The organism is Sporosarcina sp. P3, assembly GCF_002743415.1.
In the GTDB taxonomy this organism is placed as follows: domain Bacteria; phylum Bacillota; class Bacilli; order Bacillales_A; family Planococcaceae; genus Sporosarcina; species Sporosarcina ureae_A.
On the sequence record NZ_PDZE01000010.1, the window covers coordinates 56,280 to 81,057 of the forward strand.

General features: G+C 41.0%; 22 protein-coding genes. 10 read left to right on the forward strand and 12 right to left on the reverse strand.

Features of this window, described 5'->3' with window-relative positions; all coding sequences use genetic code 11:
* Positions 1-71: 71 nt before the first annotated feature.
* Positions 72-1,388, reverse strand: a complete 1,317-nt coding sequence (locus CSV61_RS12605) for a cytochrome P450 (protein WP_099639489.1) — start codon at positions 1,386-1,388, stop codon at positions 72-74.
* Between the two features lie 95 nt (positions 1,389-1,483).
* On the opposite strand from CSV61_RS12605, the gene CSV61_RS12610 reads away from it, so the two are divergent.
* Entirely contained in the window at positions 1,484-1,639 is a 156-nt protein-coding gene (locus CSV61_RS12610; RefSeq protein WP_099639490.1) for a DUF1540 domain-containing protein, read from the forward strand.
* 88 nt (positions 1,640-1,727) lie between these two features.
* Here CSV61_RS12610 and CSV61_RS12615 read toward each other — a convergent pair whose 3' ends face one another.
* Positions 1,728-2,135: a PaaI family thioesterase gene (locus tag CSV61_RS12615; protein WP_083035923.1), complete on the reverse strand. Its 408-nt coding sequence runs from the start codon at positions 2,133-2,135 to the stop codon at positions 1,728-1,730.
* Positions 2,136-2,528: 393 nt separating this feature from the next.
* Between CSV61_RS12615 and speD the strand changes: the two genes are divergently transcribed.
* Genes speD through nspC form a run of 6 tightly spaced genes read left to right on the forward strand, consistent with a single transcriptional unit; the run spans position 2,529 to position 8,873 of the window.
* Complete coding sequence (speD, locus tag CSV61_RS12620; protein ID WP_199173633.1) at positions 2,529-3,344, forward strand: adenosylmethionine decarboxylase; 816 nt, start codon at positions 2,529-2,531, stop codon at positions 3,342-3,344.
* Positions 3,325-4,809, forward strand: a complete 1,485-nt coding sequence (locus tag CSV61_RS12625; RefSeq protein WP_099639492.1) for an aminotransferase class I/II-fold pyridoxal phosphate-dependent enzyme — start codon at positions 3,325-3,327, stop codon at positions 4,807-4,809. The genes speD and CSV61_RS12625 overlap by 20 nt, the downstream gene beginning before the upstream one ends.
* The gene (speE, locus tag CSV61_RS12630; RefSeq protein ID WP_099639493.1) at positions 4,809-5,660 is read left to right on the forward strand and encodes a polyamine aminopropyltransferase; all 852 of its coding nucleotides are present in this window, start codon (positions 4,809-4,811) and stop codon (positions 5,658-5,660) included. Before CSV61_RS12625 ends, speE begins: the two co-directional genes overlap by 1 nt.
* Positions 5,650-6,534 carry an agmatinase gene (gene speB / locus CSV61_RS12635; RefSeq protein WP_099639494.1) on the forward strand — a complete coding sequence of 295 codons (885 nt, stop codon included), beginning with the start codon at positions 5,650-5,652 and terminating at the stop codon, positions 6,532-6,534. Before speE ends, speB begins: the two co-directional genes overlap by 11 nt.
* Positions 6,527-7,726, forward strand: coding sequence for a saccharopine dehydrogenase family protein (locus CSV61_RS12640; protein ID WP_083033701.1), 1,200 nt, complete (start codon positions 6,527-6,529; stop codon positions 7,724-7,726). Before speB ends, CSV61_RS12640 begins: the two co-directional genes overlap by 8 nt.
* A 10-nt stretch (positions 7,727-7,736) precedes the next feature.
* Positions 7,737-8,873, forward strand: a complete 1,137-nt coding sequence (gene nspC, locus CSV61_RS12645) for a carboxynorspermidine decarboxylase (RefSeq protein WP_099639495.1) — start codon at positions 7,737-7,739, stop codon at positions 8,871-8,873.
* Between the two features lie 42 nt (positions 8,874-8,915).
* Here nspC and cax read toward each other — a convergent pair whose 3' ends face one another.
* The 7 genes from cax to CSV61_RS12680 form a co-directional block, all read right to left on the reverse strand.
* On the reverse strand, positions 8,916-9,962 hold the full coding sequence (cax, locus tag CSV61_RS12650; protein WP_233193605.1) for a calcium/proton exchanger: 1,047 nt from the start codon (positions 9,960-9,962) through the stop codon (positions 8,916-8,918).
* Positions 9,963-10,186: 224 nt separating this feature from the next.
* The gene (nikC, locus tag CSV61_RS12655) at positions 10,187-11,083 is read right to left on the reverse strand and encodes a nickel transporter permease (protein ID WP_083033709.1); all 897 of its coding nucleotides are present in this window, start codon (positions 11,081-11,083) and stop codon (positions 10,187-10,189) included.
* A gap of 17 nt (positions 11,084-11,100) precedes the next feature.
* On the reverse strand, positions 11,101-12,132 hold the full coding sequence (locus CSV61_RS12660; protein ID WP_369824377.1) for an ABC transporter permease: 1,032 nt from the start codon (positions 12,130-12,132) through the stop codon (positions 11,101-11,103).
* Between the two features lie 67 nt (positions 12,133-12,199).
* Positions 12,200-13,828, reverse strand: a complete 1,629-nt coding sequence (locus tag CSV61_RS12665) for an ABC transporter substrate-binding protein (protein WP_099639497.1) — start codon at positions 13,826-13,828, stop codon at positions 12,200-12,202.
* Positions 13,825-14,844, reverse strand: coding sequence for an ABC transporter ATP-binding protein (locus CSV61_RS12670; protein ID WP_099639498.1), 1,020 nt, complete (start codon positions 14,842-14,844; stop codon positions 13,825-13,827). The genes CSV61_RS12665 and CSV61_RS12670 overlap by 4 nt, the downstream gene beginning before the upstream one ends.
* The gene (locus tag CSV61_RS12675; RefSeq protein WP_099639499.1) at positions 14,819-15,844 is read right to left on the reverse strand and encodes an ABC transporter ATP-binding protein; all 1,026 of its coding nucleotides are present in this window, start codon (positions 15,842-15,844) and stop codon (positions 14,819-14,821) included. The genes CSV61_RS12670 and CSV61_RS12675 overlap by 26 nt, the downstream gene beginning before the upstream one ends.
* 207 nt (positions 15,845-16,051) lie before the next feature.
* Positions 16,052-17,995 (reverse strand): alkaline phosphatase family protein, encoded by a 1,944-nt coding sequence (locus CSV61_RS12680; RefSeq protein WP_099639500.1) that lies wholly within the window; start codon positions 17,993-17,995, stop codon positions 16,052-16,054.
* A 253-nt stretch (positions 17,996-18,248) separates the two neighbouring features.
* Here CSV61_RS12680 and CSV61_RS12685 point away from each other — a divergent pair, with 253 nt between their 5' ends.
* A complete protein-coding gene (locus tag CSV61_RS12685; RefSeq protein WP_099639501.1) occupies positions 18,249-18,875 on the forward strand; it encodes a superoxide dismutase in 627 nt (208 codons plus the stop codon).
* A gap of 146 nt (positions 18,876-19,021) precedes the next feature.
* On the opposite strand, the gene CSV61_RS12690 is transcribed toward CSV61_RS12685, so the two are convergent.
* The 3 genes from CSV61_RS12690 to CSV61_RS12700 all read right to left on the reverse strand — a co-directional run bounded on the left by CSV61_RS12690 (position 19,022) and on the right by CSV61_RS12700 (position 22,715).
* A complete protein-coding gene (locus CSV61_RS12690; protein WP_099639502.1) occupies positions 19,022-19,825 on the reverse strand; it encodes an alpha/beta hydrolase in 804 nt (267 codons plus the stop codon).
* 239 nt (positions 19,826-20,064) lie between these two features.
* Positions 20,065-21,411 (reverse strand): sodium-dependent transporter, encoded by a 1,347-nt coding sequence (locus CSV61_RS12695; protein WP_099639545.1) that lies wholly within the window; start codon positions 21,409-21,411, stop codon positions 20,065-20,067.
* A gap of 23 nt (positions 21,412-21,434) precedes the next feature.
* Positions 21,435-22,715 (reverse strand): CDP-glycerol glycerophosphotransferase family protein, encoded by a 1,281-nt coding sequence (locus CSV61_RS12700; RefSeq protein WP_099639503.1) that lies wholly within the window; start codon positions 22,713-22,715, stop codon positions 21,435-21,437.
* Positions 22,716-22,847: 132 nt separating this feature from the next.
* Between CSV61_RS12700 and CSV61_RS12705 the strand changes: the two genes are divergently transcribed.
* The gene (locus tag CSV61_RS12705) at positions 22,848-24,065 is read left to right on the forward strand and encodes a glycosyltransferase (protein ID WP_099639504.1); all 1,218 of its coding nucleotides are present in this window, start codon (positions 22,848-22,850) and stop codon (positions 24,063-24,065) included.
* Positions 24,034-24,768: an HAD-IIB family hydrolase gene (locus CSV61_RS12710; RefSeq protein ID WP_099639505.1), complete on the forward strand. Its 735-nt coding sequence runs from the start codon at positions 24,034-24,036 to the stop codon at positions 24,766-24,768. Before CSV61_RS12705 ends, CSV61_RS12710 begins: the two co-directional genes overlap by 32 nt.
* The last annotated feature ends 10 nt before the right edge of the window (positions 24,769-24,778 follow it).

Consider the following 24,778-nt stretch of genomic DNA (forward strand, 5'->3'; position numbering starts at 1 on the left):
CACTAGCAAAACAGCGACCATCTTTTTGATGGTCGCTGTTTTTATATGACACGAATGATTGTTCACGTTAGTCATCCACGCTTTTCTACCTTCATCGGCCAGCCATCCTTTATCCGTAATGAAATCAACGGTTCTGGAACAGGCGTTTGCAATCGAACATTACGGAATACAAACTTTTTATATAGTACCGCCAAGATGAGAGTCGCTTCGAGCATCGCAAATCTCGAACCGATGCAACTGCGAGATCCGCCACCGAACGGAAAGTAACTAAATGGTGCATACTTATTACCTGCAGCAAACCGATTCGGGTCAAATGAATTCGCATCGCGAAACACCTCTTCATTACGATGAATCGCATACGGACAGATCATAAACGTGCTTCCCTTTTTGAAGGATCTTCCAAACATCTCAACAGGTTCCTCAAGTTCCCGATAGATCAACCAGGCCGGAGGGTAAAGCCGCAAGCCTTCTTCAATAATTTGCTGTATATACGGTAATTCTCGCATCCAATTAAATGGATTTCCTACCAATTGTGCGGTTTCCAATTCTTCCATCAGACGTCTCTCTACTTCAGGATGCCTTGCGATTTCAGCAAATAACCAGCCCAATAAGTTTGCTGTCGTTTCATGACCTGCCAACAACATAGTCATCATCTGATCGCGTACTTCTTTGTCTGGCAATCTGTTTCCATTCTCATCTGTCACCGCTCTCATCATGCCAAGCAATGAACCTTCAAACCATTCAGGATGTTCTTTCGCAGCAATTAATACATCGTCAATCATAGCTTCAAGTGTCTGGATCGCTTCTTTATGTTTTAAATTGGTTCTAGTCGGAACTGAAGCGGGAATTATCACAGGACTGAATAAAATTTTGACACTTTGCTCAATCGTTGTCGTGACAGCGTCTGCAAGCTCTTTCTCTTCTGCCGAGACATCTGTTGAGAACATCGTTCGTGTAATGATTGACAATGTTAAACGCATCATTACAGTATGTATATCCACTTCCTGTTCATGCTCAAGACGTTCGACTAGCTTATCCGTTTCATCAATGATCGCATGGGCGTAGCACTCCAGTACATCTTTATAGAACGCTGGCTGAATATATTTCTTCTGCGTTGCATGGCGCTCACCTTCCGTCGTTAGTAAACCTTCTCCTACCGTTCTCTGCAACACAGTCGTTGTCCGGCCTTTGACAAATGACTGATCTTGACGAATCAAGATTTCTCGAATAGCTTCGGGGCTGTTGACCACAAACGTCGGGGATATGCCTGTCTTCAATGAAATCACATCGCCAAGCGGCTGAACCCGCGTAAAAAAAGCTATAGGATCACGCACGAATTCCAAGTAATTCTGTAAACGTGGAGTCGCAATATCTTGTACAATAACCATGTGTTCTCCTCCAAAGTTGTCATAATGTACTACTTCCCTGTCTCCAGTATGTATGCAGTGTTTCTGGATATGCTAGTGAAAAGGAGGTGGGTCAATTGGCTAAAGACGTATTATGTGAAGTAACGAACTGTCATTTTTGGGAATCAGGTAATCAATGTGGAGCAGATGAAATCAAAGTGATTACACGAAAAGGTAGAAAAGCAAAAGACTCAGCCGAAACAGATTGTGGTACGTTCATTCCAAAAGGATAATTCACTGAGCAGCAGCCAGGTATTTATGCTTGGCTGCTGTTTAATTATTAGGCTAGACACTTATGTATCATTCCCCAGTTATTAACAGTTATTTCAACTTGAATGTAGCAGTACAGTGAGCAACTAATTCATCTTTCTCGTTGAATAATGTCCCTTCGACCAAAGCTGTAGATCGTGTTCTATTGATGACAGCAGCTTTTGAATAGACAGATTCCTGAACGACTGGCTTTAGAAATTGCGTTGCCATTTGTATCGTCATAACATCATTTGCACCCATCGAACGACAGAGCATTCCCATCGTCGTATCGAGAACGGACATATACATACCACCGTGAATGGTTCCGCGTACATTATCATAGTCTTGACGATAAGGTAAAAATAATTCCACATTGCCCGCTTCTAATTTTTGTGTTTGTAGACCTGCAAATTTCCAAAAAGGACTTGTCTCGAAATCTTGTCGAACTTGTTCCAAGTATTCCACTGTCGTATCGTTCATTTCATTACCTCCTAATGATGTAGTGATTGTTTTATATACCATATCGTAAAGATGTTCTGACGACAATTCAAAGCTTTTTGCCATCCGCAATAAAATTCCTGTTTTCTAATACTTTTCAGTAAAAAGTATATATTTTTTATACTTTTTCCTTTATAATGAAATCAATTTCATAAGTTTTTTAATTTAGGAAGAGTACCTGTGAGCATTATGCCAATCCAATCACCTGTTATGTAATGGAATAGAGACACTCTCTATTCTTATATCAACAAGCGAAACAGAGTAAAGGTCCCTCTCCAATCTGTCATGTTGGTATTATTTCATGTGGATTGGAGAGGGACTTTTTTATGCGTACAAGACTTTACACACTTTAGATAGAAAGGATGGATATTACGGTTGGAAAATAAGCTGAAGCTCTACGGCTTTAACAACCTCACCAAAACTCTTAGCTTCAACATTTACGATGTAAGCTATGCAAAAAGTAGAAGAGAGCAAAGTGAGTATATCGCCTATATAGATGAGCAATACAATTCGGAACGTTTAACGAAAATTCTCTACGATGTCACTGACATGATTGGGGCTCATGTATTGAATGTCAGTAAACAAGACTACGATCCGCAAGGTGCCAGTGTAACCTTGATGATTTCAGAGGAGAAATTCCCTGCATCACAAATTGATCCCTCTTGCAATCAAGGTGCGATTCCTATCATGCCCGATAAAGACTCCGTCGTCAGTCATTTAGACAAAAGCCACGTGACCGTCCATACGTATCCTGAGTATCATCCCGATAACTCCATTGCCACATTTCGTGTAGATATAGACGTGTCGACGTGTGGAGAAATTTCTCCATTGAACGCCCTCGACTACCTGATTGGAAGCTTTGATTCGGATATCATTACCGCAGATTATCGCGTACGTGGATTTACACGTTCAGTCGACGGAAAAAAACTCTTTATGGATCATGCGATCACATCAATCCAAGACTTCATTGACCAAAAAACATTGCAAATGTATGATGCGATCGATGTGAACGTTTACCAATCAAATATCTTCCATACGAAATTACTCATTAAAGAGATTGATTTGCAAGATTACTTATTCAACAAAGACGTTTCAGAAATACCGCCGAAAGAACGCCTTCTAATCTCTCATAATCTCCGCAAAGAGATGATTGAAATCTACAGCGGTTCCAATGTCTATGAAAGTGAGTGAGAAGAGACCATTGAAATTACCACAACATCGCGTTCCAATTATGGAAGCATTGCAGCAATATCAAGAAGCACGTGTCGTTCCTTTTGATGTACCCGGACACAAACATGGACGTGGCAATAAAGAACTTGCAGATTTCCTTGGGGAGACTTGCTTGCATCATGACGTGAATTCCATGAAGCCTCTCGATAATTTATGTCATCCTGTCTCTGTCATACATGAAGCTGAAGAATTGGCTGCAGATGCGTTTGGCGCGAAGCACGCCTTCTTGCTCGTAAATGGGACGACCTCTGCCGTACAAGCTATGGTTATGACGGCTTGTAAAGCAGGAGAGAAAATCATCATGCCACGAAATGTTCATCGCAGTGCAATCAACGCTTTGATCTTAAGTGGTGCTGTTCCCATCTATGTGAATCCTGGAGTCCAGGAAGACCTTGGCATTCCACTCGGCATGGCGGTAGATGAAGTAAAGAAAGCAATCGTGGATCACCCTGATGCCAAAGCAATTCTTATTAATAATCCAACTTATTACGGTATCTGCTCGAATCTGCAAGCCATTACTGATCTAGCACACGCACACGGTATGCTCGTGTTAGTGGATGAAGCACATGGTACACATTTTTATTTTAATGACAAATTGCCTGCTTCCGCGATGTCCGTCGGTGCGGATATGGCATCCATTAGTATGCATAAATCAGGTGGATCTTTAACGCAAAGTTCATTTTTATTAATTAATAATGAGGTAAGTGAAGGCTATACGCGACAAATTATTAACCTGACGCAGACTACGAGCGGATCTTATCTATTGATGTCGTCATTGGATATTTCACGTAAAAATCTCGCATTATACGGTCAGGAAATCTTCGATAAAGTGATTAAAATGGCGCAATATACTCGCGATGAAGTCAATCAGATCGGTGGCTATTACGCTTATTCCAAAGAGTTGATCAACGGTGATACAGTCTATGATTTCGATGAGTCCAAACTATCGATTCACACGCGACAAATGGGACTGGCCGGCATTGAAGTGTATGATATTTTACGTGATGAATACGATATCCAAATCGAGTTCGGAGACGTAGCGAATATCCTCGCCTATATTTCAGTCGGAGACCGCACGTTGGATCTTGAACGATTGGTTGCGGCACTAGCGGAAATCAATCGTCGTTATAAAAAGGATCCTAGTTCTTTATTTGACCATGAATATATCAATCCCGAAATTGTTCAGTCTCCTCAACAGGCATTTTACGCGGATAAGGAGATAGTATTGCTAGCTGAATCTGCTGGACGAGTCGCAAGTGAATTCGTCATGTGCTATCCACCTGGCATCCCTATTGTGGCACCTGGAGAACGAATCACAAATGAAATAATTGAATATATCGACTACTGCAAAGACAAAGGTTGTTTCCTAACTGGTACCGAAGATTCGAACGTGAATTATATTAACGTAGTAAAGGAGGACGTTTGATGAACCTATGGTTTACTGAAGATCATTCACCTCATACCCGCTTTTCCTTTCGCGTTGAAGAACATTTATATACTGCGACGAGTGAGTTCCAGAAAATCGATGTCTTTCAAACGACGGAGTTCGGTAGAATTTTGGCATTAGATGGCTATGTCATGGTGACGGAGAAAGACGAATTCATTTATCACGATATGATTGTTCACGTGCCAATGGCCACCAATCCTTCCATCCAGAAGGTATTGGTTATCGGTGCAGGTGATGGTGGCACTGTACGCGAATTGACGCGCTACCCTTCGATTAAACAAATCGATATGGTGGAGATTGATGAGCAGGTTGTGAAAGTATGCCAAAGGTTTTTACCGCAAACCGCAGCCCAACTGACGGATCCGCGCGTTACACTCTACTTTGAGGACGGTCTGAAATTCGTCCGTCAGCAAGAGAATGCCTATGATTTGATTATTGTTGATTCCACCGATCCATTCGGGCCTGGTGAAGGTCTCTTTACGAAAGAATTTTATGGCAATTGCTATAAAGCTTTGAACGAACAAGGCATTCTTGTGAACCAGCATGAAAGTCCCTTCTACGCTGAAGACGCGCGCGGTATGCAGCGAGCACATAAAAGTATTATGGGGTTCTTCCCCGTTTCTAAAGTCTATCAAGCACATATTCCAACCTATCCATCCGGGCACTGGCTGTTCGGTTTGGCTTCTAAGAAATATGACCCGATAGAAGATTTGGATGCCGATGCTTGGAATGCACTTGGTTTACAAACAAAATATTATAATACAAAACTGCATGTCGGCTCGTTCGCCTTGCCGAATTATGTTAAGGAGTTACTGATTCATGCTAAATAAAAATATAGAAACATTTTTAGGTTTCGATGCAGAATACGAGAATTCTTCATTCGTAATTTTCGGTGCTCCTTTCGATTCCACAACCTCTTTTCGTCCTGGCACGCGCTTTGCTAGTAAAGTGATGCGCAGTGAATCATTCGGTCTCGAGACATACAGTCCTTATCAAGAAGCCGATTTAACGGATTACTCATTATTCGACGGTGGCGATCTAGAACTGAGTTTTGGTAATACGGAACGTGCGCTGGAGCAAATTGAAGAGTTCACTTCACTTGTTCTGAAAGACGGAAAAGTCCCTTGCATGATTGGCGGCGAACATTTAGTGACCCTGGGCGCTGTACGTGCTGTTGCGGAAAAGTATCCAGACCTGCATGTTCTTCAATTCGATGCACATACCGATTTGCGCGAAGATTATTTGGATCAGCATCTGTCCCACGCCACGGTCATACGCAGAATTTGGGACTTGCTCGGCGATAATAAAATCTTTCAATACGGCATTCGTTCCGGTGATCGTCCTGAATTTGAATGGGCGGCTCAGCAGCATGTGTTCATGAATAAATTTAATTTTGATGGTCTTGAAAATACGGTTGAAAAACTACAAGGTAAACCCGTCTACTTGACGATTGATCTTGATGTACTGGATCCTTCCGTATTCCCTGGAACCGGTACACCGGAAGCGGGTGGCGTGAGCTTTATTGAATTGCTAAAAGCGATTTTGACAGTCAGCGGTTTGAATATCGTTGCCTGTGATATTAATGAGCTGTCCCCTGTCTATGATCAAAGCGGCGTATCGACCGCTGTTGCCTGTAAAGTGTTGCGTGAATTAACAATTGCAATAAATAAAAATAACGAAAATGGTGGTGTCTTTAATGAGTAAAGCATTAATTATTGGAGCAGGCGGCGTAGCAAGTGTCGTCGCGCATAAGTGTTGTGAGGTACCAGATGTATTTGAAGAAATCTGTATCGCAAGTCGTACAAAGTCTAAATGTGATGCGTTGAAAGAAAAGCTGGATGGCGGACGCACCAAAATCCAAACTGCACAAGTTGATGCGGATAATGTGCCCGAACTCGTTGCGTTAATCAATGAATTCAAACCGGACATCGTCATTAATGTCGCATTGCCTTATCAGGATTTGACAATCATGGATGCATGTCTCGAAACGAAAGTAGACTATCTGGATACTGCCAACTACGAGCCGCTTGATACAGCGAAATTCGAATATAAATGGCAGTGGGCTTATAAAGAAAAGTTTGAAGAAGCAGGTATTACAGCATTGCTCGGTAGCGGTTTCGACCCTGGCGTAACGGGTGTGTTCTCCGCTTACGCATTGAAGCATTACTTCGATGAAATCCATACGATTGATATCGTTGATGCGAACGCAGGCGACCATGGCTATCCATTTGCCACTAACTTTAACCCAGAAATAAACATCCGTGAAATCACAGCAAATGGACGCTACTACGAAAACGGAGAGTTCATCGAAACAGAACCACTCGAAGTGAAACGCGTCTATGATTTACCTGAAATCGGACCGAAAGACGTCTACTTGCTATACCATGAGGAACTTGAATCTTTAGCGAAAAATATTACCGGTGTAAATAAAATTCGTTTCTGGATGACGTTCTCCGAAAAGTATTTAATGCATCTACGTGTACTTGAAAATGTGGGTATGACGTCCATCGAACCGATTGAATTCGAAGGTCAACAAATCGTTCCGCTACAATTCCTAAAAGCTGTACTACCGGACCCCGCTTCTCTTGGACCGCGTACGAAAGGAAAAACGAATATCGGTTGTATCTACCAAGGTACGAAAGACGGCGAGCCCAAAACGTATTACGTTTACAATATTTGTGATCACCAGGAGTGCTATCGTGAAGTAGGATCACAAGCTATTTCCTATACAACAGGTGTACCGGCTATGATCGGTGCGATGATGATGTTAACAGGCAAGTGGAAAAAGCCAGGCGTCTTCAATATTGAAGAGTTCGATCCAGATCCATTCATGGATGCGCTGAATGAGTATGGTTTACCTTGGCACGAAGACTTCAATCCTACTTTGATAGACTGAGGAGAATAGTATGAACTTTGATGTACAAGCAGTCCCTTCACCTAGTTATGTTGTTGATGAAAAATTGCTAATTGCTAACTTAGAAAAACTGAAATCCGTTATCGATCAAACAGGATGCAAGATCCTACTTGCACAAAAAGGATTTTCGATGTTTGAAGTCTACCCGTTAATTGGACAGTATTTACATGGTGTTACTTCAAGTGGTCTATTTGAAGCGCGTCTAGGCTTTGAAGAAATGGGAAAAGAAGTACACACCTATGCACCTGCTTTCCACGAAGACGAGTTTGAGGAAATCCTTCACTACTCTGATCATTTGGTATTCAATTCATTTGCGCAATGGAAGCAGTTCAAGAGCCAAGTTCAGGAGCAGGAAAAACCCATTGAATGCGGAATCCGGATCAATCCTGAGTACTCGGAGATTGAAACTGACATGTACAACCCTTGCTTTTCGTACTCACGGTTTGGTGTCACATTAGAAAAATTTGAAGCAGACCAGCTGGACGGTATCACTGGCCTGCACTTCCATACGATGTGTGAACAGAACTCCGATACGTTATGGCGCACGATTCAAATTATTAATGAAGAATTTGGTCCTTATTTACAGAAGATGAAGTGGATTAATTTCGGTGGCGGTCATCATATTACACGTCCTGACTATGATATCGATACCTTAATCCGCTCTATTCGATTTATGCAGGATAAGTATCAACTTGATGTGTACTTGGAGCCAGGCGAAGCGGTTGCACTAAACACCGGCTTCCTCGTTGCCACTGTGCTCGATACAATGCATAATGGCATGCCAATTGCCATACTCGATACATCGGCTTCCTGCCATATGCCAGACGTTCTGGAGATGCCTTATCGTCCTGAGATTGTCGGAGCAGGCTTATCGGGTGAAAAAGCCCATACTTATCGGTTAGGCGGGCCAACCTGTCTTGCGGGTGATGTCATTGGCAATTATTCATTTGATCAGCCATTAAGACCTGGTGACCGTCTAGTGTTTTGCGACATGGCGCATTATTCGATGGTGAAGAACAATACGTTTAACGGAGTCAATCTGCCGTCTATCGTCCTCCATACTGCGAATAATGAGATCAACATTGTAAAACAATTTGGTTATGAAGATTTCAAGCAACGCCTATCTTGATAAAAGCCGATTCGCTATTTTTAAGCGAATCGGTTTTTATACTTATAACAAGAAAAATCCAATACCCATTATTAAGTAAGCTGAGAATAGCACAAGCCCTTCAAACCAATTGGACTCTCCATCTTGACAAATATTAACAACTAGTAATGTGGCAGTAATCATAGCAATCAATTCGGGCCACGTGAATACAAGCGGCATTGCGGTGGGCATCATTAATGAAATCAGCACAAGAACCGGAGCTACAAACATCGCCACCTGCAATGTAGAGCCTATCGCAATTTCCACCGATACATCCATTTTGTTCTTCATCGCCATCGTAATCGCAGATGAATGCTCTGCAGCGTTTCCAACAATTGCGACGATGATGACACCGATAAACAATTCTGACCAGCCAAATTTTTCACCTAGCGTACCAAATGTGTGCACGAGTTTTTCAGAAACAAACGCAACAGCTACCGTTGCAACTAAAAGTACCACTATGGACTTCTTCTTTGTCCACTCTGGTACTTCATCTGTCTCATGACTTTCAGAACCGAATACGCCACGGTGTGTAAATAATTTAAATACCAAACCTGCCAAGTAAATTAAGATCAGTATGATTGAAATCCCGACACTCAGGTTCAGTCCAGTTCTAGTATCCATCGTCATCGAGAAGACTTCGGGAATCACAAACGCCACGACAATCGCAAAAATTAATAATGCGGAATTAAATCGAGCGTCAAAAATATTGAAATTCTGTCTTTTATGCTTCAGGCCACCTGCGAAAAACGATAAACCTAGTACCAATAATAAGTTACCTAAAACAGAACCTGTCAACGACGCCAGTACGATCGCAATTAATCCGGCTTTTAACGTAAATATAGAAATAATAAGTTCTACCGCATTACCGAATGTTGCATTTAATAAACCACCAATCCGTGGTCCACTGACAATCGCTAAACTTTCTGTTGCTCTTCCGATGAATCCAGCTAGCGCAATAATACTGTAACAACATAGCGCAAACATCCATAAATCTGACCAATTCAAGAATGACGCTATAAATACTAGAGGCACGCCTGTAAACGCCATAATAGCAAATACTTTATTCAGTGTCTCCACCTCTTTTCATAATCAATTTGTTCTAATCTTTCCCTTATTCCATTGCAAATAAACTGGTTAATAAATGGTTGATCATTATAATATAAACGAATGAATCAACCAGCTTGTAAGCAAATGATCACCTAATTAGTAAAAAAAGATAGAGAGAAGTCTGTACATAAGACTTCTCTCTATCAATAGTAATTAGTAGGATCATTTCAGACATAATGAATAGCTTAACTCTTCATTTTCGGATCCAATGCATCACGTAAGCCGTCCCCCATTAAGTTAAAGCCTAATACAGTCAGCATAATGGCAAGTCCAGGGAAAATCATTGTCCATGGAGCATTTTGCAAATAATCCTTGGAGTCAGCTAACATCTTCCCCCATTCAGGATATGGAGCTTCTGCCCCTAATCCTAGGAACCCAAGTGCTGCTGCCTCAAGAATAGCTGTAGCAATCGCCAATGTTCCCTGCACGATGACAGGTGCCATCGAGTTAGGTAATATGTGCGAAAACAGAATTCTGAAGTCTTTCATGCCAATTGCCTTTGCCGCTGTAATATATTCATCTTCTTTAATACTCAGTACTTTGGATCGGATCAGGCGTCCGAAGTTTGGTACGTTAATGATTGCAATAGCAATTAACGCGTTACGTAAACTTGGTCCCAATACGGATACAATCGCAATTGCTAGTAAAATCGATGGGAAAGCAAGCATAATATCGAATATCCTCGAGATAATGGTATCGATCCAACGACCATAATAACCTGCAATGATGCCAAGGAAACTTCCCACTACAATTGAACCAACTACCGAGAAGAATCCAACAGATAATGAAATACGCGCACCATGAATAATGCGTGAGAAAATATCACGGCCGAAGTCATCCGTTCCAAACCAATACTCCGAAGAAGGAGGTTGCAGTCGATCTGTCATTAATTGTTCGTTGATGCCTTCTTTTGTGACAAGAGGACCGAATAGCGCAAGCAAGATAAAACCTATTACAATGACCGCGCCTACGACAGCCACTTTGCTCTTACGAAAACCTAACCAAGCTTCCCGCCAAGGCCCTGTTGTTTTTTCTAATTCTGCTTCTACTACTCCGTCTACCTTAGGCGTAAATTCTGACATGAACTGTTCCTCCTTCCTCAATCATACTTAATCCTCGGATCGATCAATCCATATAGTAAATCGACGATCAGATTAATCATGACAAAGATAAATGCCACGATGAGAATGCCTGATTGAATAACAGGATAATCTCTAAAGTTGATTGCATCGTAAATGTAGCGTCCAATTCCAGGCCAAGCAAAGATTGTTTCCGTTAGAATCGCTCCACCAAGTAGTAAGCCAATCTGTAGTCCAATAATTGTCAACACAGGAATGATCGCATTTTTTAATGCGTGCTTATAGACTACCCAGAACATTTTCTGACCTTTTGCTCGTGCTGTACGAATATAATCGGAACGCATTACTTCCAGCATACTCGAACGCGTCATTCGGGCGATAATGGCCATCGGAATGGTGGCAAGCGCTAGTCCAGGTAAGATCAAATGTTTAATGACTACCCATAATTGATCAAACCTACCTTGGATGAGCGTATCAATTATGTATAAATTGGTTATGGCGGATACAGGATCACGGACATTTTCACGTCCCGTTGTTGGTAACCATTGCAATTCAATTGCAAATGCCCACTGCCCCATTAACCCTAACCAGAAGATAGGCATAGAGACACCGATTAACGCCAATACCATTGCTGAATAATCAAACCAGGAGTTTTGGAACCAAGCAGAAATAATACCCGCGTTAATCCCTACAACGACCGCGATAATCATCGCAAATAATGCCAATTCTAATGTAGCTGCTAAATAAGGCCAAATTTCATCCGCCACTGGAAGGCGCGTACGCATGGATTCTCCTAAATCCCCTTTTAGAATACCACCAAGATAACTGAAGTATTGTGTATACCATGGTTGATCAAGACCCAGCTTGATCGTTAAAGCTTCCACCGCTTCTTTTGTAGCTTGTTGTCCTAAAATTACTTGTGCTGGATTACCAGGAATAGCTCGAATCAACATAAAAACTAAAAATGTCATACCAAGCAGGACAGGAATTAGCTGTAAAAGCCTCTTAATCGTATAGTTGAACAACTCTTTCACCCCTCCGGCTCTTATCATGTATTAATCAAAGAAAGGGAGAATACATGCTTCTCCCTCTTCTCCCATCATGCAATTTACGTAATACTTATTTGAATTCTACATTCGACAACAAATCAGAACCAGTAGGATGTGGAACGAATCCAGTTAGTTCTTTCGCTCCGCCTAACAATGGAATAGAGTGTGCAAGCGGAACCCAAGGTGCTTCTTCGTGAAGAATTTCCTGAGCTTGCTTATACAACTCGATACGCTTGTCTTCGTCTACTTCTGTTTGCGCTTCAAGGAATAACTTATGTGTTTCGTCGTTCTTGAAGTACGTGTAGTTATTACTTCCGATATTGTCTTCATCTAACAATACGTATAGGAAGTTGTCTGCGTCACCATTGTCGCCAGTCCAACCTAGCATGAATGCATCTGCTTCTCCCTTGCTTGCTTTATCGAGGTAAGTTGCCCATTCATAAGAAACGATTTTTGCTTTAATACCTACGTCCGCCAAGTTACTTTGAATCGCTTCTGCTACTTTTGTGCCGTCTGGCATGTATGGACGTGGAACCGGCATAGCCCATAGCTCCATTTCGAATCCATCTTCAAGACCTGCTTCTTTCAATAGTTCTTTCGCTTTTTCAGGATCGTATGCATAATCTTCTACATCATCGTTATAACCTGAAATTGATGAAGGCATAGCATTTTTCGCGACTTCTGCGCGCCCTTCAAAGAATGAATCAATGATTGACTGTTTATCGATAGCATAGTTCATTGCCTGACGTACTTCTTTTTTATCAAACGGCTCACGAGTGACCGTTAAACCAAGGTATCCTACGTTCATAGAAGGACGCTCGAATAACTGTAATGCATCATGGTCTTCAATTTTCACTCCATCAGCTGGATTGATTCCATCTGCTAAGTCAATTTCACCAGAAAGTAAAGCATTCAGACGAGCAGAGTTATTAGGAATTGCTTGGAAAATAACGCGATCTAATTTCGGTAACCCTTCTTGCCAGTACTCTTCATTCTTTTCAATCGTAATAGTTTCATTTGGCTTCCACTCTACAAATTTGAAGGGACCTGTTCCTACTGGGTTTCGCTCATATTCATCATCGCCCTTTTCAAACGCCTCAGGACTAGAAATAGCGAACATACTCATAGCAAGATTTTTTAAGAAAGGCGCTTGTGGACGCTTCAATGTAATAATCACTGTAGAATCTCCATCTGCTTTAACAGACTCAATTACATGATCTTCATCATCTTTAAATCCACCGAACATAGAATTGTAGTATGGGAATGTGTCTGCATCTCCATTAGCCCAACGCTCAAAGTTCTTTACGACTGCCTCCGCATTAAAATCGGTGCCATCATGGAATTTCACACCTTCTTCTAATTGGAATGTATACGTCAATCCGTCTTCACTTGTGTCATACTCTTTAGCAAGTCCAGGTTGAACCGTCGTATCCTGCTCCCCAAAGTTTAATAATGTTTCAAATAAATTCACCGTTACTTTAAATGTTTCTCCTTCTGTCACACGGGATGGGTCAAGAGATGTTGAATCTCCACCTCGTCCAAATACTAATGTTTTGTTTTCACTGCCGCCTTGATCCGCAGCATCTTTGTCCTTGTCGCCACTGCCTTCTTTGTCATCGCCGCCTGAACAAGCTGCCAGTGCAGTCGATAAGACAAGAAGCATGATCAACGCGAACGACCACAGTTTCCCTTTTCTCATACAGATCCCTCCAATTGGTTTTTTCTTTCTATATCATCGTTGCCTTCCGCAGTATAAAGATGGCAAGCAACAGAATGACCAGTTTTCTCCTCTGCTAATAGAGGGGTTACTTTCGTACATACATCCATTTTGAAGGGACAGCGAGTATGGAATGCACAACCGCTTGGCGGATTCGCCGGACTTGGCATATCCCCTTCAATAATGATTTGTTCTTTTTTATAATTGGGATCCGGTACAGGTACTGCAGACAATAACGCCTGTGTGTAAGGATGCAGTGGATTTGCGTAAAGCTCTTCACTTTCTGTAATCTCCACAATTTTTCCCAAGTACATTACTGCCACTCGATCACTGATATGGCGTACAACACCGAGATCATGCGCAATAAAGATATACGTCAAGTGGAATTCTTTTTGTAAATCTTGCATTAAGTTCAATACTTGCGCCTGAATAGATACGTCAAGTGCAGACACTGGTTCATCTGCAATAATCAACTTGGGGTTCGTCATCAATGCACGGGCTATACCAATTCGCTGACGCTGACCCCCACTGAATTGGTGAGGATAACGTTTTGCGTGGTATTCACTCAAGCCGACAATCTTTAGAAACTCTACAACTTTTTTGCGACGCTCCTTTGCATTGCCACCACCATGCACGATTAATGGCTCTTCTAAAATCTTGCCGATTGTATGACGTGGATTCAATGAAGCATACGGATCTTGGAAGACCATTTGGATATCTCGACGAACTGCTCGAATTTCAGTAGCAGAGAGTTGCGTCAAGTCTTTCCCCTGAAATTCCACGACACCCTCTGTAGGTTCTAGCAATTGCATAATGGTCCGTCCTGTCGTCGATTTCCCACAACCACTTTCTCCTACGATTCCAAGCGTCTCTCCTTCATTTACATGAAAGGTCACATCATCGATTGCTTTGACATGACCAACTGTTTTACCAATTAGCCCTTTGCGTATCGGAAAGTATTTTTTCAACCCCTCAACTTTTAGCAGTGGTTTGCTCATTAGTACTCGTCACTCCTTGTTGTTCGTCATATAAGAAGCATCTCGTTTGGTGGTTTTCGGAGTTCCGGTACAATTCTGGTGTTTCTACCCAGCATCTAGAGAAAGCGCTTTCACATCTCGCGGCAAATCTACAACCTTTTTCTATAGAACCTGGTTTCGGTACATTGCCTGGAATCGAATAAAGACGATCTTTTTTATCCCGCATATCCGGAACAGATTGGATCAATCCTCGTGTATAAGGATGACAAGGATTTTCAAAAATCACTTCGGTTGATGCTTCTTCGATAACCTGACCTGAATACATAACGACAACGCGTTCACAAGTTTCAGCCACAACTCCTAAATCATGTGTGATGAGTAAAATCGCTGTATTCATACGCTCATTCAACTCACGCATCAACTTGAGGATTTGTGCTTGAATCGTTACATCGAGTGCTGTTGTCGGTTCATCCGCAATGAGTACTTTTGGATCGCATACAAGTGCCATGGCAATCATGACACGCTGTCGCATACCACCGGATAATTGGTGAGGATATTCTCTCATAATTTCTTCAGAGCGAGGTAGTCCGACTAATTTCAACATTTCAGTCGCTCGTTCCCTGATTTGCTTTTTCGACCATTTTTTCTGATGAAGCGAAATGGCTTCAGACATCTGATTGCCTATTGTGAAGAGCGGGTTCAATGAAGTCATAGGCTCTTGAAAAATCATTGCGACATCATTCCCACGAATCTCCCTCATTTCCTTCTCCGTTTTTTTTAGGAGATCTTGACCTTCAAACAGGATTTCACCACCAGTAATTTTTCCAGGCGGACTTGGCACTAACTGCATAATAGATAAAGAGGTGACACTCTTTCCGCAGCCTGATTCTCCAACGACCCCCAAAACTTCGCCTTCTCTCACATAAAAGTCCACATGATCTACTGCCGGAATTTCTCCTGAATCCGTGAAAAAGGTCGTTTGCAAATCTTTAACTTCAAGTAATTTCTTTCTTTCGTTCATTTGCTCACCTTTTTCTTTTCTGAAATAACTAATTAATCATTATTATACTTTTATTCTGATTAAACGCAAGATGCTTTTTTGATAAAGTAATATAGTAAGAGAATTTTGTTGAAAACAAAAGAAGTGCAATAGGTTATGTCCTACCTACGCACTTCTTAAATGAATGAAATCTGTTTGAATATTATATTTATTCTTCCAACTGTATAATTATTTCATTCGCCAAATGACTTTTCCTTCCACAAAATCTGGGGCTTGTAAACCTAATAATTCATATACACTAGGTGCAATATCTGTCATTGTAATTCTTTTGCTGATTTGACCTGGTGGGATCATAGGGCCCGATGCATATAAAACCGGCCGTAATGTCGAACGTTCAGGATTTCCACCATGACTCCCTAATTCCTGCGTTGGTTCAACAGCAATTTCTGCATCTTTCCCCATCAAAAATCCTGGAGCAGCGGATAAAAACACATCTCCGCTATTATTATTATTTAAAGTAGCGTATCCCTCCTGGTCCTCTGTCCAAACAGTTTCGTATGGATACACTTCGGAATTCTTCTCGCCATATAAAACAGACGAGCTCGGATACATGTAGACCTTATCAAGTTTCTCATTTTTACTAGTAAGCCAACGTAAAATGGGATGTGCAAATTTTTCGGGGCCTTGGGAAAGACCAGTAAAAACGGCCTTATCTGTAAAGATCGATACGACTTCCTTCTTCACTTGTTCATATTCTTCTTCCTTCACGATTCCTTTTTTCTCTCTGCCCTTCAAATTTACATAAACATGAGCAATCGTTCCACTCGCTTCTGCATAAGCTTTTGTTTTAGATGCATCTATATTTCCCTCTTGATCTTTTACAAGTAGTCCTGCCTTTTCCAGTTCTTTATTCGGTGAAAGCCTTGTATGAATTGGTTCCAATCCATGATCTGACACAATTAGTACGTGATCATTGGGGTTTAAATTGTTTTTAATTCGACCGATTGCACGATCTGCTTGGTCAAATGCCCAGCTCACATATTCCTCTTTTTCTACTACATTTGCTAATTGATATCCAGGTTGAGAAGGTTCTCTTAATAGGAATTCATGTAGTTCAGTGTCTACTACAGGATAATGGTAAAATAATAAGTCAGGCTGATAGTTCTCTTTAATATAAAAACTGACATCTGTCACCCAGTTTGTGAATCGTTCGCCTACTTGTTCATATTCTTCTCGTGTAATATCTCCATTTTTAAACGCCTCTATTTCATCAGCTGCTGGATAAAATCCAAATTCAGATTGTATTTCTTCTGCAAATTTTCCGGGTCCTCTGTATAATCCACCCATTACAGTACCTTGAAACAACTGAAGTTCTTCTTTGTTCTCAGGATTTCTCTTTAGTTTCACGTAAAACCCTGCACTATCAAAGTTATGTAAGTGCAACGCGACAGCAATCCAATCATCGGGTGATACTTCTTCGCCCATATCTTTTCTATCCATAGACATATAATATTTTGGCTCTTTTTCATCTGTTCGCAAAATATATAAGTTTTTAGCAGGTGATTTTTTTATATCCAATGATATAACTGCCTCTTCTACTTGTATTGATCCTGCGTTTATTTGTTCAACGCGTTCATCATGTACTTCCGAAAACTTTAGGTTATGAAGCATCGAATCTGCTAAGGTCCCACCTGAATAGACAGCATAAGTAGCAGCAGATGCGTTTTCAGGATTCGAGTCAGGAAAAGAGACGGTTGCTGTGACTTTCCCTTGATTTCTTGCCTCTTTCCATATAGGCGTAACACCCAACGTCTGCGCAAAACCACTTTGGTCTTCTTTTACTTTCTCCCCTGATGAATGAAAATAATTACTGACAATACCTGTCTTTGAAGGTCCAGCACCCGTAGACATTGCTGCATGGGATGGTGCAGTCAATGATGGTGTAACTGTAACAAAATCTGTAGCATAAGCTGCCTGTTGCTGAAACTTTTCTAAGTTCGGCATGATTCCTTTGCTTATATAACGTTTTGCATCTTCATATCCCAAGCCGTCAAATGACACGACGCTAATTGTGCCTGTTTTTTCAGCAGCTTTACTAGCTGAATGATTAGTAGTGATAGTCATACTACATAAAATACTAATTACTATGAACATACTTATTCGCTTAAACATATTGTCACCCCTCGCTTTATAGACCTATTCCCTTCATGGAAATAAGGTAAACTTGCTAACTATAAAGCCAAAAATCTTTCTCTTTCACTTCTAATTTAAAGCAGAACGTTACTAGTCCTTTAGTTCTATTTATTATTTATTTTTCAAAAATCTCTTGCATTTTTATTGTTTCTTTATTAATGTTGCCTTAAGGAAACATTATTTCCTTAGGGAAACTTTTAAAGTTTCTCATCGTTTCTTTGGAGGTGAAAATTTGAAGCCATTTGTTCTTCCAGATTTGCCTTATGCAGTAGACGGTCTTGAACCGTATATCGATGCGCGTACATTGGAAATCCACCATGGCAAACATCATCAGACGTACGTCAATAACTTGAATGCGGCGTTAGAACATCATGAAGAGTTACAATCTCAATCTCTTGAATCTATATTGACTGATCTCAGTCAGGTACCTGAGGAGATTCGCACTGCCGTTCAAAATAACGGTGGTGGACATTACTGTCATAGCTTATTTTGGGAATCCATGACGCCAAAAAGTAAAGGAGAACCATCCGCAGACATTAAGAGGGAAATCGATAAGTATTTTACTACATTCGATAACTTTCAAGACGTCTTGTCGAAAGCGGCAATTAGTCGCTTTGGTAGCGGGTACGGCTGGTTAGTACTTTCTGATGGTGAGTTAGAAGTCATGAGCACGCCAAACCAAGATACACCATTAAAGGATGGAAAAACTCCATTACTAGTCATTGATGTATGGGAACACGCTTATTACTTGGCATACCAGAACCGCCGCCCCGAATTTGTGCAAAATTGGTGGCACACTGTGGACTGGGACATTGTGAATGAGCGTTTCATTCAAGCTGTTAAAACAGCGGCAAATTAATTTTTCTTTTTTCCTTATCTCCAGTTTTACCCTACATTCCAAAATTAGGGCTGCCGAACCGCGGAAACGGATCAGGCAGCCCACCTTTTTATCTTCATTAAAAAATCTCCCGCCACGTATATACCGTCTGGAAGATTTTCACGAATTTATGTTTGCGACAAAGACTTTCCTACTGGACTACCTTCAAGCCAAGCCAAACTATTGTCGAACAACTCATCTTCAAATGAATAACTCGAAAATGTATGATCTGCTTTGTCGATATACTGTTCAAACACTTGCTTAGTATCTACGCGTTTATTGAGTGAATTTGCGTATCGCACTGCATGTTCTTTCGGAATTTGCTCGTCTGCCTTTGCATGAATAATATGAGCGGGCCCTGTAAATGAGCGAGCCGCTTCTATAGGCTGATGCTTTTTCAAATCTTTCAAGAATGTTTGGCTGATCATAAATCCGTGGTAATCATAACTGCCCTTTCTCGTAATTTCATGAACCGCTTTCGGTCCGAGAATCCCAGTAATGTCTTCGTATGGCATACCTACCGGTGACCAGAGAATTAATTGCTTAATTCGGGTATCGCTTGCTGCTGTAAGTGATGCAACAGCTCCTCCCATACTATGCCCAACCAATGTAATGCGACGTTGATCTATTCCTCGGACGGAGCCTAGATAAGTTACTACATCCCGCACTTCATTCAATTGATTCGTTAACGTTACCTCCGCATAATCCCCATCACTTTCACCACAACCACTAAAATCAAAACGGAATACCCCATATCCACGCTCAGTAAAATATCGTGCAGCTTTAACAAACAGACGGTGCTCTCCTACTTTACTGCCTACGAATCCATGAACAAACAGTAGTAATGGTATATCTTCTTTTTTATAATGAGGCAGATGCAGTGCACCAGATAAATGATGTTCTCCAGAACGAATCGTGATCATCTTTTGCATTTCATCCCCACTCCTGTCAAAAATATATTATTCCAACATGTTTAATGGGTATTATACAATGTAGATAGATCTAAGTCAACTCAATCCATTGGTAACTCTTATTCTTATATAGAAAAAAGACTCCCCATTAGGAAGTCTAAGTAGTGTATGAAAGTGAGTGATTGGTGAGGAGTTTTGGGATTTCCCCTTCCAGAGAGGACGCGTTCCAGGAGGGTACCGTTCCCCTTTGCTCCACTACATTACTTCACAATCCCGAGCGTATTCAAGAACACCACAATAATAGTCAACGGCACTACCCACTTCATTAAAAAACGCCATAGCGAATAGAAACCTTTGAATTGCGTATTATACTGCGTAAACTCATCACGCACTAAAATCTGATCCATCTTGTGGACAATGAATAACGCAATCAGTAAACTTCCTGCGGGAAGCAAAATATTACTAACCAGATAATCTGTCGCATCAAAAACACTCTTATCGAATATCAACAATCCTGATAATGTACTAGAAGACAAGGCAGAAGGAATTGCGGCAATGAATACCACCGCACCAATCAACCAAGTAACAGACTTTCGCGTCCGCTTGCCACTCGCTGTCATCGCTGCCACAATGATCTCGTACAAACTAAACGAAGACGTCAATGTCGCAAACAAGAATAAAATCAGAAATAACGCCAAGAAAACTTGCCCGAGCGGGAGTTGTGAAAAGACTGCTGGTAACACCATGAATAGTAATTCAGGTCCTGCAGCAGGTTCTTGCCCGAACGCGAAGACCGCTGGGAAAATAGCTAATCCAGCTAGTAATGAAACAAATAAATTCATTCCCACTACGGAACTTGCAGAAGAAGTCAAACTGACGTCTTTCTTCAGATATGAACTGTACGTTACCATACAAGAAAACCCGACAGCCAATGAAAAGAATGACTGTCCAAGTGCATACAACACCGATTCTCTTGTAATACTAGAGAAATCAGGCTTCAAGAAGAACGACACGCCTTCCATCGCACCGGGCAACGTCAATGATCGAACAACTAAAATGATGAAAAATACAAATAATAAAGGCATCATATATTTATTCGCTTTTTCAATACCGTTTTGTACACCAGAAGATACGATCAATATGTTAATGATTGTAAATAATAGCAGACCAATTAACGTCGTGATTGGTGAACCTACAATTGAGCCAAATTGTTCCGAATAGGAAGCACCTTCACTAATAACCTTGCCACCAATAGATAATCCGCTATATACGAATACCCAGCCACCTACTACACTGTAGAAGGAGAGTAAAAGAAAACACCCAGCGACACCGAGCTTACCAATCCACGGCCATGCACTCGCTGGCGCTAGCTTTTTGTATGCACTGATTGCTTCTTTACCTGAACCACGCCCGATAATAAATTCAGAAACCAACATAGGTAACCCAATCAAAATCGTAAATACTACAAATAGCAGGAAAAACGCACCGCCACCGCTCATCCCCGTAACGTACGGAAATTTCCATATTGCTCCAAGGCCAATTGCTGCGCCTGCGGAAGACATAATAAATCCAAGCTTTGAAGACCATTGTTCTTTTCGTCGTTCCATCATTTCACCCATTTTCTTTACTTCTACTTATTACAGTTATACTGTACTGCTTCAGCAGAAACAAGGGAAAAATGATTTTCGTCTTCAGATTCTTTTGGATGATTTGTCTGCTTCCGTCTACTATTTTCACTAAAAAGAGCTGTAGCTAGACGTTCACAATTATGGTCATCAAAATAGTCGATGTACGCTGACGCTTTGTTAAAAAATGGATTTCCAAATCTTTTTTCTTTAATGAGAGTATCGAGATAATATACTACCTCTTCTTTATTACGTGCCTTATAGCCGAATAGATCAGTATCCAGATTCAGATAAGAGCCCCGGTTAGCTAAGAACTCCTGCTGATCAAACGTATAAAAGATGATTGGTTTATTCATATATAAGAAGTCCCAGCAAATACTGGAGTAATCTGTTATGAGCATATCTGCATCACGAAGTTCCTCCATAATCAGTATTTCATCAAAGCTGAAAAACGTAATCCGTTCATTGATTATGCCGTTTTCTCTGAAATACTTTTCATAACGCTTCATAAATGGATGTAGAATAACTCTAACTTCAAGCTTTTCATCCTGTATAATCATTTGAAACTTCTCACTCTTCAAAAGTCCCACTGTCGATAGAAAATACGTACTATCCAGAAACTCTTCTTCAGTCAAATCGAACAGCCACTCTCTCCAAGTGAACATCAGCAGAAGACGTTTCATTTCAGATGAAGGATGATCAGGAGTCAGACGATCAAAACGCGCCATCCCCGTTATAACCAGCTTATCATCAGGAATGCCCCATTCATTTCTTTTGATATCGTATTCGTATTCAGAAGCACAATTAAAATAATTACATCTTTCTAACAATGGAACATCTTCTTTTTGGATTAAAATCTTTTTGAAACATTCAATACCATGACTGATATGCAGCATCACAGTTTTTTTGTTTAAAAAAATGAATTTATCCATACCTGGCGCTAAATCATAGATGATTGAATGACCATGAACAGAGTAGCTTGCACGAAAGAACAATAAATAATTCCGGAAACTGCCAAGCGGCACAGCCTTCGGAATCTGGTGGTTTTTTACGTAATCGTATTGAGGATCATACATCCAGTAAATCTCCATTTGATCTGAGAAATGATCTGTAGCATAGCGATGAAATACCGCAGCGTTATCCTCGTATTTCTCTCCTAGATTTCCACCCACTAAAAGTATCGTCTTAGAGTCTTTTCTATAGAATAGTTTCACTGTAATATAAGCCAGTAAAATTTTTACATATATCCAACCTGTCTTCCATACTCCATCTTGTTTTAACCGCATATACTCACCTCCAGTAATCTGTCTATTTCCCTATCTTTCTTCATTATAAACCAATTTATGTTTCTCCTAGAGACTTTTAGGGTAAAAGATTATACCTAAGAAAGTGAAAAGAATAGAAGGGAGAAAATAGACATGATAAGAAAAGTATTGTTTATTTCTGATCATGGTGATCCGTTGGCGCCCTTAGGAAGTGAGCAAGCTGGCGGACAAAACAACTATGTCAGACAGCTGGCTTTAGCGTTAGAGAAAGAGGGGTACGCGGTGGACGTTGCAACACATTGGAATAGTATGGACACCCCTGAAATTGAATATTTTGGTACTTCCTGCCGAGTCATACGGTTCGCTGCAGGAAAGCATAAATTTGTGCCGAAAAATGAAATGTATCGTCTGATTCCTGAATTTTTTGATGAAATGTCAAAGGTACTTAATTTCAATAATTATGATGTCGTGCATACTCATTATTGGTTGTCGGGTCTCATCGGTTCGTTTATTAAGCAAAAATGGAATGTTCCATGGGTGCACACGAATCATTCACTGGGTATCGCGAAAAAGAAAGCGACTGGTAACTCGGAAGCTTTGCGCCTTCTCACTGAAAAAATGATTTTAACTTCAGCAGATCTAGTTGTGGTCACTACTCAATCGGAACGACAGTTGATTCGTGAATTTATAACCAATCCGGCGCCTATGAAAATCATTCCAATCGGTGTCGATGATGCATTTCAGTCAAATAGGCCTAAAACTACCACTTCGCCATATTTTGCGTTTGCAGGCAGATTGCAAACGTCAAAAGGTATATATACCCTTCTTAAAGCATTCGATTTACTGATTAGAGATAATCCTGAGATGGGCCACACTAAGTTGATTATTGCTGGAGGCAGTGATTCTTGTATTTCTTCTAAGAATCATTTACCGAAAAGCCGAAAGCTCCGTGCGGCAATTGAAGGTTTTGAGCATAGAGTGAAATTCCTAGGTCCACAAAACCAACGACAGCTGGCCCAATTATTCACGAATTCTGTAGCCACTATTGTTCCATCTCATTACGAATCATTTGGAATGGTCGCTGCAGAGGCACAAGCATGTGGTAGTCCTGTCATTGCTTCAAGTGTTGGTGGACTACAAGACATTGTCAAAGACGGTATGACTGGACTCCACGTGAAGCACAAAAACCCTAGACAGCTAGCACAGGCTATGTCGACATTATTGAATAACCCGCATCTGACAAAAAAACTTGGACGAAAAGCCGCCTCTTATGCACGGCAGGAATTTAACTGGAGTGTCCTGGCTCACAAAATGATCGAATTATATAAAGGAGTTTCCAATGAAACAAAAATCCTATCTACTAGTGACTGATCTGGATAACACGTTAGTCGGTGATCCAGAAGCATTGAAAAGTTTATTCACATTTTATGAAGAGAGAGATTTCAACCCTGGGTTGATTTACGTAACAGGAAGACATTTGCATTCAGCATTTTCGCTCATAGAACGAGAAAAACTGCCGTTTCCTGATATTCTTATCACCGATGTAGGGACAGCTATTTACCATGCCCCCGATTGGTCTGAAGACAAGACGTGGGCGGCTTGGGTAAGTGAAACATGGCTGCCTGAAGATATTTTATCACTTACTAAAAATATACCGGCAATTGTACAACAGAAACTGCCACATCAAAAACGCATATCTTATACAGTGCATTCTGGACAGCCGCATATAGTAGATGCCATTCAATCCACGTTAGATACTCATAACATTCCATGTCACTTCGTATATAGCTCGGGCCGTGATGTGGACATTCTCCCTGAACGTAGCGGAAAAGGAAAAGCTGTAGAATATGTCCTTCGCGAATATGCTAAAAAGGACGTGCGTCTTTTACTAGCAGGTGATTCAGGTAATGACGCCGAAATGCTATCTCTTGGATATCCGGCCGTCATTGTAGGTAACGCACAGGCAGAGCTTTCCAAGCTGCCTTCCCACACGCTCTTATACCGGGCAAAGGGATATTATGCAGATGCGATAAAAGAAGCCTGGAATTACTTCTACCCGACAGTTCAAAAATAAAAACCAATTG